This is a genomic window from Mycolicibacterium vinylchloridicum (assembly GCF_013404075.1).
Lineage (GTDB): Bacteria > Actinomycetota > Actinomycetes > Mycobacteriales > Mycobacteriaceae > Mycobacterium > Mycobacterium vinylchloridicum.
Window position 1 is genome coordinate 1 of sequence record NZ_JACBJQ010000042.1, and the last position, 15203, is coordinate 15203.

Annotated in this window: 14 protein-coding genes; 12 read left to right on the top strand and 2 right to left on the bottom strand. The window is 65.3% G+C overall.

Annotated features, from left to right (window positions below):
- Nucleotides 1-65: 65 nt before the first annotated feature.
- Nucleotides 66-257 (bottom strand): hypothetical protein, encoded by a 192-nt coding sequence (locus tag HPC46_RS25835; RefSeq protein ID WP_179475045.1) that lies wholly within the window; start codon nucleotides 255-257, stop codon nucleotides 66-68.
- Between the two features lie 60 nt (nucleotides 258-317).
- Between HPC46_RS25835 and HPC46_RS25840 the strand changes: the two genes are divergently transcribed.
- The 3 genes from HPC46_RS25840 to HPC46_RS25850 all read left to right on the top strand — a co-directional run bounded on the left by HPC46_RS25840 (nucleotide 318) and on the right by HPC46_RS25850 (nucleotide 4454).
- Nucleotides 318-1325, top strand: a complete 1008-nt coding sequence (locus tag HPC46_RS25840; RefSeq protein ID WP_179475046.1) for a methionine synthase — start codon at nucleotides 318-320, stop codon at nucleotides 1323-1325.
- Nucleotides 1326-1329: 4 nt separating this feature from the next.
- Nucleotides 1330-2877 carry a DUF8728 domain-containing protein gene (locus tag HPC46_RS25845; RefSeq protein WP_179475047.1) on the top strand — a complete coding sequence of 516 codons (1548 nt, stop codon included), beginning with the start codon at nucleotides 1330-1332 and terminating at the stop codon, nucleotides 2875-2877.
- A gap of 86 nt (nucleotides 2878-2963) precedes the next feature.
- Nucleotides 2964-4454, top strand: a complete 1491-nt coding sequence (locus HPC46_RS25850; protein ID WP_179475048.1) for an alpha/beta hydrolase — start codon at nucleotides 2964-2966, stop codon at nucleotides 4452-4454.
- Nucleotides 4455-4465: 11 nt separating this feature from the next.
- Here the strand turns inward: HPC46_RS25850 and HPC46_RS25855 are convergent, their stop codons facing one another.
- Nucleotides 4466-4873, bottom strand: a complete 408-nt coding sequence (locus tag HPC46_RS25855; protein WP_179475049.1) for an MmcQ/YjbR family DNA-binding protein — start codon at nucleotides 4871-4873, stop codon at nucleotides 4466-4468.
- 53 nt (nucleotides 4874-4926) lie between these two features.
- On the opposite strand from HPC46_RS25855, the gene ligA reads away from it, so the two are divergent.
- The 9 genes from ligA (at nucleotide 4927) to HPC46_RS25900 (ending at nucleotide 15199) form a co-directional block, all read left to right on the top strand.
- Complete coding sequence (gene ligA / locus HPC46_RS25860) at nucleotides 4927-7035, top strand: NAD-dependent DNA ligase LigA (RefSeq protein WP_179475050.1); 2109 nt, start codon at nucleotides 4927-4929, stop codon at nucleotides 7033-7035.
- A gap of 269 nt (nucleotides 7036-7304) precedes the next feature.
- Complete coding sequence (locus HPC46_RS25865) at nucleotides 7305-8516, top strand: DUF4878 domain-containing protein (protein WP_179475051.1); 1212 nt, start codon at nucleotides 7305-7307, stop codon at nucleotides 8514-8516.
- A gap of 32 nt (nucleotides 8517-8548) precedes the next feature.
- Complete coding sequence (locus HPC46_RS25870) at nucleotides 8549-9697, top strand: nuclear transport factor 2 family protein (RefSeq protein WP_179475052.1); 1149 nt, start codon at nucleotides 8549-8551, stop codon at nucleotides 9695-9697.
- Nucleotides 9698-9729: 32 nt separating this feature from the next.
- Nucleotides 9730-10734, top strand: coding sequence for an AAA family ATPase (locus HPC46_RS25875; RefSeq protein ID WP_179475053.1), 1005 nt, complete (start codon nucleotides 9730-9732; stop codon nucleotides 10732-10734).
- Nucleotides 10735-10743: 9 nt separating this feature from the next.
- Nucleotides 10744-11616 carry a DUF58 domain-containing protein gene (locus HPC46_RS25880; RefSeq protein ID WP_179475054.1) on the top strand — a complete coding sequence of 291 codons (873 nt, stop codon included), beginning with the start codon at nucleotides 10744-10746 and terminating at the stop codon, nucleotides 11614-11616.
- A complete protein-coding gene (locus HPC46_RS25885) occupies nucleotides 11606-12082 on the top strand; it encodes a hypothetical protein (protein WP_179475055.1) in 477 nt (158 codons plus the stop codon). Before HPC46_RS25880 ends, HPC46_RS25885 begins: the two co-directional genes overlap by 11 nt.
- The gene (locus tag HPC46_RS25890) at nucleotides 12073-13164 is read left to right on the top strand and encodes a hypothetical protein (RefSeq protein WP_179475056.1); all 1092 of its coding nucleotides are present in this window, start codon (nucleotides 12073-12075) and stop codon (nucleotides 13162-13164) included. The genes HPC46_RS25885 and HPC46_RS25890 overlap by 10 nt, the downstream gene beginning before the upstream one ends.
- On the top strand, nucleotides 13161-14213 hold the full coding sequence (locus HPC46_RS25895) for a vWA domain-containing protein (RefSeq protein ID WP_179475057.1): 1053 nt from the start codon (nucleotides 13161-13163) through the stop codon (nucleotides 14211-14213). Before HPC46_RS25890 ends, HPC46_RS25895 begins: the two co-directional genes overlap by 4 nt.
- Complete coding sequence (locus HPC46_RS25900; protein ID WP_179475058.1) at nucleotides 14213-15199, top strand: hypothetical protein; 987 nt, start codon at nucleotides 14213-14215, stop codon at nucleotides 15197-15199. Before HPC46_RS25895 ends, HPC46_RS25900 begins: the two co-directional genes overlap by 1 nt.
- Nucleotides 15200-15203 lie beyond the last annotated feature (4 nt).

A 15203-nucleotide genomic window follows, 5' to 3' on the forward strand; every position in this document is an offset into this window, starting at 1 on the left:
TTCCTTTGCTCGAGTGACTTTCGCGGGTCTCTCGAAGAATCACGCGATGACCTTCATTCATCCGGCTACGACACGCCGGTACCGCTGATCAGGTCCGACTCGTACACCACTCTGCTGGACGCAACCACATCGACGATGCCCGGCGGGCTGTACGGCGGCTCGCTCAGGGCGCGCAGCCCTGACCCGTCGACCCACTGGGTGCACCCGCCCAGCAACCCCGCCAACGCGCAACAGGCCAGCCCCGCGCGCACCGTCATGACCCCCACGTTATGCCCCCGGCTCTGCGGTGTCGGCGGGCTGTCCAATACGGTTGCCCGGTGAGTGTTTTCGCCGCAGGCACCGGAGTCGGTTCGTGGCCGGGTTCGACGCCGCGGGAGGCCGCCGACATCGTGGTCGGCGAGCTGCACCGGCTGCCGCACCTGGTCGAGCTGCCCGCCCGCGGTGTGGGTGCGGACATGATCGGGCGGGCCGGTGCGCTGCTGGTCGATATCGCGATCGACACCGTCCCGCGGGGCTACCGGATCGTCGCCCGGCCGGGTGCGATCACCCGTCGGGCCAAAAGCCTGCTCGACGAGGACATCGACGCCATCGAGGAAGCGTGGGAGAAGGCCGGCGGATCCGGTTCGGGGCGGCCGGTCAAGGTCCAGGCGCCGGGGCCGATCACGCTGGCCGCGCAGTTGGAACTGCCTAACGGCCACCGCGCTCTCACCGACGCCGGGGCGGTCCGCGACCTGACGTCCTCGCTGGCCGAGGGCGTAGGGCGGCACCGGGCCGAGCTGGCGCGCCGGCTGTCCACGACCGTGGTGGTGCAGTACGACGAGCCGATGCTGTCGGCGGCGCTGGCGGGCCGGTTGACCGGGGTGACGGCACTGAACCCGGTGCATCCGGTCGACGAGGTGGTGGCCATCGGGTTGCTCGACGAGTGCGTGGCCGGTGCGGGTGCCGAGGTGTTGCTGCACAGCTGCGCAGAAATCCCGTGGAATGTCCTGCAGCGCAGCGCGATCCATGCGGTTTCGGTGGACGTCGACACGCTCGGCGACGCCGATTTCGACGGGCTGGGGGAGTTCCTGGACTCGGGTCGCACCGTGGTCTTGGGCCTGGTCCCCGCGAGTGTGCCCGACGCCCGGCCCTCGGCCGAGGAGGTCGCCGCTGCCGCGGTTGCGATCACCGACCGAATCGGCTTCTCCCGCAGTTCGATTCGAGGTCGTGTCGGTATCAGCCCGGTCTGCGGGCTGGCCGGCGCCACCGCGGCCTGGGCGCGTGTCGCGGTCGGCTTGTGTCAGCGCGCCGCCGACGCGGTAACCGAGGACCCCGAAGCGATCTAGCGATATGGCTGTAGCGCAGAAACTCTCGTCGCACTGGTTTCCGCTGTTCCTGGGCGTCGTCGGCGTCGTATATGTCCTCGGCTGCCTGGACCTCGTCAACGTCGAGATCGACGACGTTTTCATCACCCTGCGCTACAGCCACAACCTGCTCGCCGGTGATGGTCCGGTGTTCAACCCCGGCGAGAGGATTGAGGGATACTCAAATCCAACCTGGTTGTTTCTGGTCAATGCGGTGTCGGCCGTCACCGGGCTGACCGGTCATCTCGCTCTGTTCTACCTCGCAAAAGTGCTGTGCATGGTTTTCGGGCTGGCGAATCTGGTTGTGCTGTACCGCCTTGCGAAACTGCACGACAACAGCACTGCCGTAGTCGCACTGTTGGTTCTCGTCGCCGCGGCAAGCCCTTTCCTGAACGTGTACAACATTTCGGGAATGGAGACGTCGCTCGTCGCCTTCCTGCTGACGGTGTCGGTTCTGCTGTATTCCTTGTGGCGCACGCACCGGACGCCGGGCTACGCCGTGGGCTTCGCCGTCACCATCGGGCTCTTGAGTATCTCGCGACCGGAAGCGATCATGTATCCCGTCGCCATCTACGCCGGCATTTTTGCGATCGGAGCGCGGCGCAAGGATGAGCGGTTGCCGTTCACCGCGATGACGGTGGCCATTGTGGTTGCGATCGTCGTGGCGTTCATCGCTTTCCGGTTCTCCTACTATGGCGAGTTGCTGCCCAATAGCCTGTTCGCCAAGAACAATCCGAGTCTCTCCGCGGTCAAGGAAGGCGCGCGTTACGTCGCCCTGTTCGGCGCCATGACACTGGGCCCCTACGTGCTGCTGGCCCTGCTCAAGAGGTCGCCGCTGCTGCTGCGTGAGCATCTGCCCGTTTACCTGGTCATCGTCGCGCAACTGGCGTTCGCCGTCTACGCGGGAGGCGACTGGATGCCAGCCTTCCGGCTGGCGTTGCCGGTGCTGCCGATACTGCTGTTCGTTCTGGTCGACCAGGTCGATCTCGGCACTCTCCTCGACCAGAAGTTGGTTGCGACGCTCACGGTCTTGGCTGTCGTGGTCGGTTGCTCGTGGGTTCTGCAGCGGTATTACGTCAAAAGCTACAAACCGCTGAGGTCGGGCTGGCACCTGGAATTCCAGCCGTACAACGCGGATTACTACGACATCGCCCGGAAGTTGGGTGACCTGGCGTCACCCGGCCAGACCGTGCTGCTCGGCGAGGCCGGCGTCATCCCGTATCTCAACGATGGGCTGAGATTCACCGACCTGTACGGGCTCATGGACAAGCACATCGCACGGGACGTTCCGGGAAAGCACTTCGCGCGCGTCGACAACGGATATCTTCTGTCCCGCAACTTCGACTTTGTCGTCGCTGTGATCCTGCGAAACAAGCGTCCGGCCGAAGTGGACGGCAAATATGACACCGGGTTCGTCGCGCTGGACGCGTTGCTGAACGATCCTCGTTTCAAGAGCGACTACCTGCCCGTCTATCACGAGAAGCGGGGCATCATCTTCAAGCGGACAGCAGCCGCGGAGCGTCTGGCCGGTTAGCCGTCGAGCGGGAAGCGATCTGGTCGAAGTCCGCCGCCAACGGGCTGCGGGGTGCTAGAAGCGTAAGCGTGTCAGCTTCGGCAGGGGTGAGGCGTCGGGTCGGGCCCGCGGTCCTGACTGCTGTCCTGGTTGCGGCGTGTGCGGCTCCGGCAGGGGCGCCGGAGGTGAAGTCCGCGACCACGCTGGCCCCCTGGGGCCCGTGCATCATGACCGAATCGATGCCGGACTCCAACGGCGCTCATCCCGGGGTCGAGTGCTCTACCCTGACCGTGCCGTTCGACTACGGCCAGGCCGATGGGCATACGTTCACGATCCCGGTCATCCGAATCCCCTCGAAGGCCGCGAAGCCGAGGCTGTTGATGACCAACCCGGGTGGCCCGGGCATCGGCGGTGTGCACGACCTGCTCTCGGCCCGTGACTATTTCGAGAACTTCACCGACACCTACACGGTGGTGTCATTCGACCCACGCGGCGTGGGCGGATCGGTGCCTGCGGTCCAATGCCTCGACGGCCAGCAGCGGCAGGAAATCTTCAATCAGCCCAGTGTTCCGACGGCCCAGGCCGACATCGAACGCGCCACGGACCTGGCCGCCGGCATCGGCGAGTCCTGCCTACGGCAATTCGGCGATGCCATCAAACATGTCGGTACCGCCAACGTGGCCCGCGACATGGACGAGATCCGCAAGGCGATGGCCTTCGACAAGATCGACTACCTCGGCTACTCGTACGGAACCTTCCTGGGCGCCACCTATGCAAACATGTTCCCCGGCAAGACCGACCGGATCGTGCTCGATTCCGTGATGGATCCCGCCCTGGACTATCCCGGGGTCAGGCTCGGCCAGGCGCAGGGCATGCAGCGCAGTGTCACCGCATTCGTCGAGGACTGCCTGCGTCAGCCGGACTGCCCTTTGACAGGTACGACCGACCAAGCGCTGCACCAGATATCCGGGATCATCGCCCAACTCGACGCGAAGCCATACGTCGGTGCCGACGGGCAGACGCTGTCGGGTGCCCGGATGCTGGCACTCGTCGAATCTTCTCAGTACTTTCCCAAATCAGGGTGGCCCAGTCTCCGGGAGACGTTGCGGCACGCGGTCGCCGGCCAGTGGCCGGCGGTGACGGAGGCCGCGTATTCGCCTGACCTGATGGTGAATCCGGCCGACTCGGAATACCTGTCGGTCGTGTGCATCGATTTCCCGACCGCGGGTGACCCGGGAGAACCCCAACGGTTGGCGCCTATCTGGGCGGCGGAGAGTCCCATCAGCGGCGGCAACCGCGCCTGGTCGCTGGCGCCCTGCGAGACGTGGCCGGTATCCCCGGTCCGGCATCCCGGGCCGACGCACGCGGAGGGCGCGGGACCGGTCCTGATCCTCAACACCACGGGTGACCCGGCCACCCCGCTGTCCTGGGCACAGTCGCTGCACGGGCAGATCAAGAATTCCACGCTGGTCGTGGCTCCGGCGGAGGGCCACATCGCCAGCTCTCAGAACGCTTGCGCCGAGAGCGCTCTCACCGCCTTCCTGAAAGACGGCACTCTTCCGCCGGGTCCGGTCTTCACCTGCCCGCCGGACACCTGAGCCTGCCAGGCCTAGGGCGCCTGCATCTGATCCAGCCGCCGTACCAACCGTGCCGGCGCTTGCAGCCGAAACGACGCATCCACCAATTCAGCGACTTCCGCCCAGTCGACCTCGGCGGCCTCGAAGTCCAGACCCAGCCAGCCGTACGGACCCAGATAGGCCGGGTAGAAGAAGCGTGGGTCCTGTTGCAGGGCCTGCCGCTCGCTGTCGTCGACCTTCACCAGCAGCGCGTGGTTGTAGCGGATCATCGGGCCGTCGGGGTTCTTGCGGCTGCCGCCGTAGACGGCGAACATTTTCGGCGCGGAGAACGTCGGACGGCCGTGGGAGATCTTCTCGGTCGCCTCGGGCAACGCCAGCGCGATTGTGCGCACCGTGGCCAGGATCGGGTCGGCGTCGTCGAACATGATCGGGTGCCCCATGGCCCCACCCTGCCACGGCCAAAGTCGTCAGCGGGCTCGACTAGCCTGCGAGTGTGGCTTCAGATACGTCCGAACCCGAGGTTGATCCCGTCGATCCGGATGTGCGCCGGCGTTGGCAGGAGCTCGCCGACGAGGTACGTGAGCACCAGTTTCGCTACTACATCAAGGACGCACCCGTCGTCTCGGACGCGGACTTCGACAAGCTCTTCAACGAACTGCTCGCCCTCGAGGACCAGTACCCCGAGTTGCGGGTACCCGACTCGCCGACCCAGCTGGTCGGTGGCGCCGGATTCGCGACCGACTTCACCGAGGCCGCCCATCTGGAGCGGATGATGTCGCTCGACGACGTCTTCAACACCGACGAGCTGACGGCCTGGTCCAACCGGGTTGAGGCCGAGATCGGCCCCAATCCGCAGTACCTCTGCGAGCTCAAGGTTGATGGGGTCGCCATCGGCCTGGTGTATCGCGGTGGCCGGTTGGAGCGGGCGGCCACCCGCGGTGACGGCCGGGTCGGCGAGGACGTCACCAACAATGCGCGGACCATTGACGACATCCCGGAAACCCTCGCTGCGTCAGAGGAATTCCCGATCCCCGCGGTTCTCGAGGTGCGCGGTGAGGTGTTCTTCCGGCTCGCCGACTTCGAGAACCTCAACGCCGGCTTGGTCGAGGAGGGCAAGGCCCCGTTCGCCAATCCGCGCAACAGCGCGGCGGGCTCACTGCGGCAGAAGAATCCGGCGGTCACCGCCAAGCGCCGCCTGCGGATGATCTGCCACGGCCTCGGCTACACCGAGGGCTTCACCCCGGACACATTGCACGACACCTATTTCGCGTTGAAGGCATGGGGGTTGCCGGTCTCCGACCACACCACGCGGGTGGCCGGGCTGGCCGCCGTCGAGGAGAAGATCACCTACTGGGGCGAGCGCCGCCACGAGATCGAACATGAAATCGACGGCATCGTGGTCAAAGTCGACGATTTCGCACTGCAACGCCGCCTCGGTGCCACATCGCGCACTCCACGCTGGGCGGTCGCCTACAAATACCCGCCCGAGGAAGCCCAGACCAAGCTGCTCGACATCCAGGTCAATGTGGGCCGCACCGGCCGGGTCACCCCGTTCGCGGTCATGGCACCGGTAAAGATCGCCGGATCGACCGTGGAGATGGCCACCCTGCACAACGGTTCGGAGGTCAAGCGCAAGGGGGTGCTGATCGGCGACACGGTGATGATCCGCAAGGCCGGTGACGTCATTCCCGAGGTGCTGGGACCCGTGGTCGATCTGCGCGACGGCACCGAGCGGGAATTCCAGATGCCCACCCACTGCCCGGAATGTGGCACTCCGCTCGCCCCGGCCAAGGAGGGCGACGTCGACATCCGCTGCCCGAATGCCCGGTCGTGTCCCGCGCAACTGCGCGAGCGTGTCTTCCATCTGGCCGGCCGCGGCGGGCTGGACATCGAAGGTCTGGGCTATGAAGCGGCGACGGCGCTGCTCAATGCGAACGTCATCGGTGACGAGGGAGATCTGTTCAGCCTCACCAGCTCCGACCTGCTCACCTCGGACTTCTTCAAGACCAAAGACGGCGCGCTGTCGGCCAACGGCGCGCGACTGTTGATCAATCTGCAGCAGGCCAAGGAACGCCCGTTGTGGCGGATCCTGGTGTCGCTGTCCATCCGGCACGTGGGACCGACGGCGGCGCGGGCGCTGGCCGTCGCGTTCGGCAGCCTCGACGCCATCATGGCCGCAACCGAGGAGCAGCTGGCCGACGTCGAGGGCGTTGGGCCGACCATCGCCGCCTCGCTCGTCGAGTGGTTCGCCGTCGACTGGCACCGCACGATCGTCGACAAGTGGCGCGCGGCCGGCGTCCGGATGGAGGACGTTCGCGACGCCGCGATAACCCCGACGCTGCAAGGGCTTTCGATCGTGGTGACTGGTTCGCTGCCCGGGTTCTCCCGTGACGAGGCCAAGGAGGCCATCATCACCCGCGGGGGCAAGGCGGTCGGCTCAGTGTCGAAGAAGACGTCGTTCGTCGTGGCGGGGGATTCACCCGGATCGAAATACGACAAGGCCGTCGAGCTGGGTGTCCCGATCCTCGACGAGGACGGCTTCCGCAGGCTGCTCGCGGAGGGACCGGCGCCGGCCGAGGAGTCGGTCGACGGCACTGCGTGACGGGTTGGCTGCCGAAACCCGGTAGTGCGAGGGCTCGGCTGAGCCGCCCTCAAGGTTGCTGGGGGCCGTTCGGTGACATAGCTCGACTTATGGAAGCGCCGTCGGTGCAGGTCGGTCGCCCTGGCTGGGTGAGGTGAGCGCACGCCCTCTATATGGTTGAATGAGGAACGTTGCGTCGATCGGGGGATGGCGCGCCGAGCTTTCCGAGGATTGTCCAGGGTGTATGGGGGTTTGCTGATGCTGATCAACGTCGAGTGCGGACGGTTGCTGTGACATATCCTCCGTCCGCCGGCGGAGGCTATGGCGGTCCGAATCCGATCGGCGGACCCGGCCCGGGCCCCGGCGAGGCACCCGGCTCGTGGCCTCAGCCGCCCGCGCCCCCGCCGCCCGCGTCCCAGCCTCAGCCGCCGGCCCACTCGTACGGCCACGCACACCAGCCGCCGCCGCAGCCGCAATGGCAGCCCGGACCGCCGCCGTACGGATCGCCCGGATACGGACCGCCACCGCGCCGAGGATCCAACAAGCGGCTGATCGTCGGTCTGATCTCCGGCCTCGCGGTCCTCGTCGTCGCGGTCGTTGTTGCTGTGATCGTGTTCGGCTCGGGTGGGCCCGGTAAGCCCAAGACTGCAGGCGACGTGGTGAAGGCCTACGTGGAGGCGCTCGCTCGGGGTGACGCGAACACGGCGCTGTCGTACTCCAACGACGAGCCGGCCTCCAAGGAATTCCTCACCGACGACATCCTCAAGCAGCAGATCGCCAAATGGCCGATCACCAACATTCGCATCCTCAACGACGACTCGTTCAGCGATATGGGCACTGTGCATGTCGCTGCCAACTTCGGTGACCAGACCTCCGATGAGAACCTTCACGTCAAGAAGATCGACGGGGCCTGGAAACTCGAGCACGCGGCGATCAAACTGAAGTTCCTCGACGCACCCGAGTCGAAGGCGTTGAGCACAGTCACGTTGTTCGGCAAGCCTTTTGACGCCAAAAAGGGCAAAGAAACCTACGTTTTCCCCGGCTGGATCGACCTCGGCAACAGCAACGAGTTCATCACCCAGGAGCCGCTGCGGCGACCTCTGCTGCTGGGTGAGTTGGGGTACGCTGGACTTTCCGCATCGCTGATGCCGCAGTTCGATATCAGTGACAAGGGAAAGTCGACGTCGTTGGATCTTGTGAGAGCCGCGATCGCGACCTGCGCGCAGTCCAAACAATTACAGCCGCCGAACTGCCCCCAGGGCGTGCGCGATCCCAGCCTGGTCGACGGCACCGCGGTATGGACCGCACCGACCGATCTCAGCGAGGTCCAGGCCAGCTACTTCGACCCGACCAAGATGACCGAACAGGTCCATGGCCCCCTCGATTTCAAGCTCACCGCAGAATCCACTTCTGGTGGAACAAAATCCGGCACGGTCTACTCGTACATCACCGCGACGGTTGACCTGACGACAAATCCGCCGACCGTTTCGGTCAAGGGCTGAGGCGTCGACACCCATGAGAGAGCAATGAGGCTGTGACACAGGACTATCCGGGCAACCCGTATCCAAATCAGCCGCCCGGCTGGGCCGGCGCCCCGGGTGGCCAACCGCCACCACCTCCACTGCAGCAGGGCTGGTACGGCTATCCTGCGGGGCAGCCGGGCTATGGCCCCGGTGGACAGTGGCAGCCGCCCTATCCGCCGCAGAACGGGCGCCGTCGCAAGCCGCTGATCATCACCCTGCTGGCATCGGCGGCGGTTCTGCTGGTCGTTGGCATCGTGCTGGTCGTGGCGCTCAACACCGGGGGTGGCACCAAGACGGTGGGAGCAGGTAATGCCGGCGAGGCGGTCAAGGCGTACCTGGAGGCGCTCGCCAAGGGCGATGCCGACGCCGCGCTCGCTATGGGGGTCGCCCAGCCCGCGTCCAAGAAATTTCTGACCAATGATGCTCTCAAGCAACAGATCTCGGAGTGGCCGATCACCAAGATCGAGATCACCGAGGATTCGTCGAAGACCGAGCCGGGCGACATGGCATTGGTGAAGGTGTCCGCGAACTTCGGTGACCATCATTCCGAGGGTCAGCTCCCGGTGAAGAAAACTGAGGAAGGATGGAAACTCTCGAGCGCGACGATCAACGTCGACACGATGAGCGGCATTCTGAGCTCGGGCCCCGCGACATCGCTCAGCGTCCTGGGCAAGCCGCTCGGGCAGGACACGCACCTCTACGTCTTCCCCGGCTATTTGGACCTGAAATCGACTGTGCCGTATATCGATGTCACCGCCAAACCGCTGTTGCTGGAAAGCATGCTCGCCGGTGATATCGCCAGCACGCTCACGTTCGACTATGCGATCAACGATGCCGGGCACAAGGCCGTCAACACCGCGCTCGAGACCTGGATCGCCGGTTGCCTTACCGCGCCGGAAACCCAATACAACTGCCCGAAGCAGAGAATCGACACGCCGATCAACCGGGCGACGGCCAAGGTGGACGGCCCGATCGACCTCAGCGGCGTCACCCAGACCCTGATTCCGATGTCCATGAGTGTGATGACGGGCGGGCCAGCCCGGTATCACTTCACGGCGCAGACCACCAGCGGTGAGTCGGCGAGCTTCACATCCGATCTGCTGGTTTCGACCTCGGTGAATCTCGCCAAGGACCCGCCCGTCGTCGGGCCAATTCGTTAGCTGAGTGGGACTACTACCCCTGGAGAGTGAGCATGACCACCACGACCCGTGCCCAACCCAACCAGCAGGACATGGAACACGCCTATCGTGTCGTGGCGGCGATATCGTCAGTCTTCTCCGCCAAGGTCGTCGGCCAAGACTACCTCAGGGAGACACTGCTTCTCGGCTTGCTGACCGGCGGCCACGTCCTGCTCGAAGGTGTTCCCGGCCTGGCCAAGACAACCGCCGCGCGGGTGGTGGCCGCTGCGATCTCCGGCGGCTTCAACCGGATTCAGTGCACACCTGACCTGTTGCCCAGCGATATCGTCGGCACCCAGATCTTCGACTCGTCGACCAACTCGTTCATCACTCAACTCGGACCGGTCCACACCAATATCGTTCTGCTGGACGAGATCAACCGGTCCAGCGCCAAGACCCAGAGCGCGATGCTGGAGGCGATGGAAGAACGTCAGACGACGCTGGCCGGAAAGATGTACCCGATCCCGGAGCCGTTCCTGGTGATCGCAACGCAGAACCCCGTCGACCAGGAAGGCACGTATCCGCTTTCCGAGGCGCAGACCGATCGGTTCATGCTCAAAGAGGTTCTGCGCTACCCATCACCGCAGGAGGAAGCCGAAGTCGTCTTCCGGATCGACGCGGGTATCTATGACCGGTCGGCGACCCCCCAGGCCGTGGCTAGTCTCGACGAAATCCGGCAATTACAGCAGATTGTCGCAAGCGTTCACATGGATCCCGTTCTGGTGCACTACACAACCCAGCTCGTGCATGTGACCCGCAACCCCGCGCAGTTCCTCTCTCCGCAACTTGCCCGCCTCGTCGAATACGGCGCGAGCCCGCGGGCGTCGATCGCCTTCTGCAAAGCGGCGCGCGCCGCCGCCATATTGGCGGGCCGCAATCATGTGATCCCCGACGACATTCGCAACCTCGCGTACCGTGTGCTACGGCACCGGCTGATCCTCGGTTTCGAGGCGGTCAACATCAACGTCACCCCCGAAATGGTGATCGACGCTGTGCTGCAGTCGGTCCGGGTGCCGTGACCGATCGCCATGGGTAGGCACCTCAACCTCGCCAAATCTTATTTCGGCACCGACACACGCGGAATCCTCGAAGGTGGCCGGTATGCGCTGCTGCATTCGCGAAGCCTCGAACTCGACGACCTGCGGCCCTACGTGGCCGGCGACGATGTCCGGGACATCGACTGGAAGGCCTCTGCGCGTTCTGGATCCGTGCTGACCAAGCGGTTCGTGTCCGAGAAGCATCACAAAATTCTCCTGGTGGCCGACACGGGAAGGAACATGACCGCACTCGCGGCCAGCGGCGAGGTGAAGCGTGTGGTCGCCGCCAACGTGATGGGTGCGGTCGGCCTCATCGCGCTCGGGCGCAGTGATGAGGTCGGCATGGTCTACGGCGACAGCACCGGATCGGCGACGATCAGGAATCGCCGCAGCGAGACTCACATCGAGAGCATGTTGGAGCGCTTCCACACCCGCGGCGCCGAGGACGTCGGCACCTCCGACATCGTCGGCCAGCTCAATTACGTAGTGCGGGCCCATCGCCGCCGGCTGCTGCTGATCATCGTGTCCGACGAACCGGACGTCAGCAGCGAACTCGAGGAAGTGCTCAAGCAGCTGCAAGGGCGCCACGATCTCATCTGGCTGATGGTCACCGATATGCCCGCTGTCGGCGGAGTCTCCGGTGAACAGGACGGATTCGATGTGGCCACCGGAAGATTCGTTCCCAACGGGTACGCGCTGGGGCCGCGTGTGTTGAACGCCTATCGCGTCGCCGAGCAACACCGGGTCGCCCAGCTCGACGAGTTCCTTACTGCCAACGGCGTGCGGTTCAGCCGGATCGGCGGCAGCGCAGAGATCCGCAGGAGTCTTGTTGCGATGAGTGAGACGTACGGCGATGCCATCTGACGATCTGCTTCGTTTCATCGGCGGCCCACTGCCGTATTCCGGGTGGTGGTTTCTGCTGGGTATTCTGCTGGTTGCGCTCGTGATCGCCTGGTGTGCAGGTGTTTTCGTGTGGACTCTACCGCCGTCGCGGCTGCGGGTATTGCCGGTGATCCGCGGGATCCACGCGGGGCTGACCCGGCGCCGGTTCATCCGCGCTGTTCGCACCGCGTTCGGTCAGTACCGTGCCGGTGTCATCAATGGCCCACAGGCGAGCGCGGCGATCAGCCGAAGCGTGCGCAGCTTCTTGTTCGTCACCACCGGCGTGCGAGCCCAGTACCTCCATGTCGGTGAGATGGTCGACGGTCCGCTCGCACCGGCGGCGCCACTGTTGGCTCGGCTCAACGATGTTCAGTTCAGCCTCGCCCCGGCGGACGATATCGCCGCGCTGGGACAGTCGGCCGAGGAGCTGATCTCGACATGGAGCTGAGATGGTGGTCGCTGGTGGTGGCCGGGACCGTGTTGCTCGTCATCGCCGTGCTGGTCGCCTGGTTCTCGCCGATGGTCCGGGTGCAGCGATCGTTGCGGCCATTGGCGCACGTTCACCGCCTCACCCGACTGCCCGAGTATCTGCGGGTCTACCGGGTCTACCTGCTATCGGTGGTCGTAACCGGGGTGCTGTTGGTCGTCACGTTCGGCGCGGCGCTCGTGGCCGCGGGACGCCCGGTCGGATCGTCGTCGTCCACCGAGACCTTCGATGCCGCCCATCCTGAGGACATCATGTTGTGCGTCGGGCAACCGGTCACCGACCCCACCACCGCGGGCTTCCTGGATTACTATGCGCAACGGGCGAAATCGTCCGACACCCAGCGACTCGGCCTGACCTCCCCGACACTGCGGATCATTCCGCTCACCCGCGACACCGATTACATTTCGCAACGCTTGACCGGCCTGACTGAGCTCGCTCGCCTCCAGCAGGACCTGGATACCGGGGCGCAGGTCTCGGCAGTCGACCGCGACAAGCTCGCCACTGGGACGGAGGCGTTCTCGCACCCCGTTGGATATGTGGACTACGCGCAAAGTGTCGAGGACATCCTGGCGCTGTGCATGACGGGATTCCCGTCATTCGAGAGCAAGGGTACGCATCGGCGACAACTGATCTATGTCGGCTACACCGACCTCCGCGGAGCCAACGAACAACGGCGGTCGCTGTTTTCGACGCAGTCGCTGCAGCAGATGGCGTCCGCCGGGGGTATCCAGCTGAACATTCTCGCCCGCTCGGACGTCGTCGCCGAATCCACTCAGGGCAACGACGCGTTGCGGTCCCTGGTCGAATCGACCGGTGGGCGGTTCAGCCCTTACAATCCCGCCGGGGCAGGACTGGCCGGTGGCGGTACCGACCCCGCACTGAGTCGGCAGCTGGACCTCATCGGCGCCAACCCGCCCTCGGCGCAACTGCCTGGGGGACAGGTGATCACCAGTCGATCCTTGGATTCGCCAGGCCCGGTGCTCATCATCGCGCTGGTAGCGGCGGGCATCCTCAGCGTGTCGTTGGCGGTGTTGCGGCGATGACCTTTTATCCAGTGATTCCCTTGGCGCTGTTACTCATCGGCGCGGGGATCGTGCTGGTCATCCGGATGGTCGCCCTCTATCGGGTTCTGGTCCGCACCGGGCCGAGCCGGTACCGCAGGGTGGTGGCGAGATGGAGTGGGCTGACGCTGGCCATCCTCTTCATCGTCATGGCGGCATTGCGGCCCGGCTTCGACAGCGACCAAGGGAGCCAGTCGATCGAGTTCAGCGGTGGCAAAACCGATCAGAACGTCAACGTGTTCTTCGTCGTCGACCGGTCAGTCAATTCGCGCGTCGAGGACTACGGCGCCGGGAAATCACGGATGTTGGGAATGCGCACCGACATCGGCGCCCTCATCGACGAGTATTCGCACGCACGGTTCGGGTTGATCTCGTTCGCAGGCAAGGCAGGCACGGACTGGCCGTTGTCCGACGACGCCTGGAGCCTTCATTCGATGGTTCAGGGGCTCTCGCCCTACACGCTGGTCACCGCTGACGCGATGTACCAAACCGACGCGTTTGCCGCCCGAGATGTCTTGCGCAGCAAGGTGGAGGAAGCCGGAAAGCTGTTTCCCGGTTCGACCACCGTGGTGTTTTATCTCGGCGAGGGGGCCCCGGGGTCCCGCGTCGCCCCTTCGTCGTTCGACCTGCCTGCTGGCTCGATCGCCGGCGGTGCGGTGCTCGGCTACGGCACCGCGGCGGGCGGTCCGATCCCGCTGGGGTGGTCGGCGGGCAACAAGGTGTATGCGGGCGATCCCGGTGGTGGTGCTGCGCTCAACTCGGCGATCGATGAGGGCCGGCTGAAAGAGATCGCTTCGCAGCTCGGCGTTCCGTATTTCCATCGCGAAGGCGCCCAGCCCATCAGCGGCGCTGTGCCGGTGATCGAGTTGAAGGATCAGCACAACGACGCCGCGATGACGCTGAAGCTGATCGATCGGTGGGAGCTGTACTGGGTTTTCGCTCTGCTGGCGGTGCTGCTGGTGTTGATCGAGATCGTGGCGACCATCCGTGAGTACCGTCGCAACCGGATGTCGCGAAGGGACGTCTGGTGATGTTGGACAGGAGACCGGCCACCTGGCGCAGCGACATCGTCCGGCGTCTTCGTCCATCCCGGGCCGCATCGGCGAGGATACGGCTGCGCCGGCGACTCTACGCGTTCTCCGCGCCCGTCATCCTGCTTCTACTCTTGTTGGCGGCCAAGCTGATCGGCGTTGTCATGGTCGGTGACAGCGCGATCGACGACTTCGCCGCGCACGATATCGACGCTTTGCGCGACGACGTGGCGAACCTGCAGGTATTCGATGTCATCGAGCCTGGCAAGGCCACGTTCGCCGCCGGGGACCTCGCAGTGCTGGAAGGTGAACTGGATCGGGCACAACGACAGTTCGCCGATACGCTGCACCAGATGTCGGACACCGCATCGTGTCCGGTGCGCATCAACCTCGAGCTGGTCCGGGAGACGCTGGGGGATTTGGCGACGCGCTCCGGGAACCGGCAGCACGCACAGCAGAGCTACACCGATGCGCTCACCGTCGTGAAGGGGGCACCCGCCGGGTGTTTCGCCGGAAACGACGACCCGAACGAAGACCGGCGTGCCATCCGAGCCGACTCGATTCCGCGACTGGAACACAAATTGGCCCTGTTGCAGGCAGCGCCGGCCTCGCCTCTGCCGCCGCCGGCCCAGGTCGGGCCGCAGCCGCCGCCGACGTCGTTGACTCCCACGTCGGTGCCACCGCTGCCGGGACTCGGCCCGCCCCCAGACCAGGGCTCGGGTTCGTCACCGGGCCCCGGACCAGGCCCGGGCCCCGGGCCGAATATGCCGCAGCTTCCGCAGGACGGAACCGGTCAGGTGCCGGTTGTCGGGCCCGACGACGGTGAGGACGGCCATGGCGCACTAGATCCGGTATCTCCTGACCGGCTGCCGACAGCCGGTGACGCAGGCGCGGCGCCTGCTCACCGGCTTGGCCCGGGCGACCCTCTGGAAAAGCTGCGGGACCTGTTGGACAACTCGAACGCGACCGGCGACAACCGCGAGTAGGGGT

What these genes read in the sequence shown, in the direction of transcription:
- HPC46_RS25835 (WP_179475045.1), bottom strand. Translation starts at nt 257, where the DNA reads ATGACGGTGCGCGCGGGGCTGGCCTGTTGCGCGTTGGCGGGGTTGCTG.
- HPC46_RS25845 (WP_179475047.1), top strand. Translation starts at nt 1,330, where the DNA reads ATGGCTGTAGCGCAGAAACTCTCGTCGCACTGGTTTCCGCTGTTCCTG.
- HPC46_RS25855 (WP_179475049.1), bottom strand. Translation starts at nt 4,873, where the DNA reads ATGGGGCACCCGATCATGTTCGACGACGCCGACCCGATCCTGGCCACG.
- HPC46_RS25875 (WP_179475053.1), top strand. Translation starts at nt 9,730, where the DNA reads ATGACCACCACGACCCGTGCCCAACCCAACCAGCAGGACATGGAACAC.
- HPC46_RS25880 (WP_179475054.1), top strand. Translation starts at nt 10,744, where the DNA reads ATGGGTAGGCACCTCAACCTCGCCAAATCTTATTTCGGCACCGACACA.
- HPC46_RS25885 (WP_179475055.1), top strand. Translation starts at nt 11,606, where the DNA reads ATGCCATCTGACGATCTGCTTCGTTTCATCGGCGGCCCACTGCCGTAT.
- HPC46_RS25890 (WP_179475056.1), top strand. Translation starts at nt 12,073, where the DNA reads ATGGAGCTGAGATGGTGGTCGCTGGTGGTGGCCGGGACCGTGTTGCTC.
- HPC46_RS25895 (WP_179475057.1), top strand. Translation starts at nt 13,161, where the DNA reads ATGACCTTTTATCCAGTGATTCCCTTGGCGCTGTTACTCATCGGCGCG.
- HPC46_RS25900 (WP_179475058.1), top strand. Translation starts at nt 14,213, where the DNA reads ATGTTGGACAGGAGACCGGCCACCTGGCGCAGCGACATCGTCCGGCGT.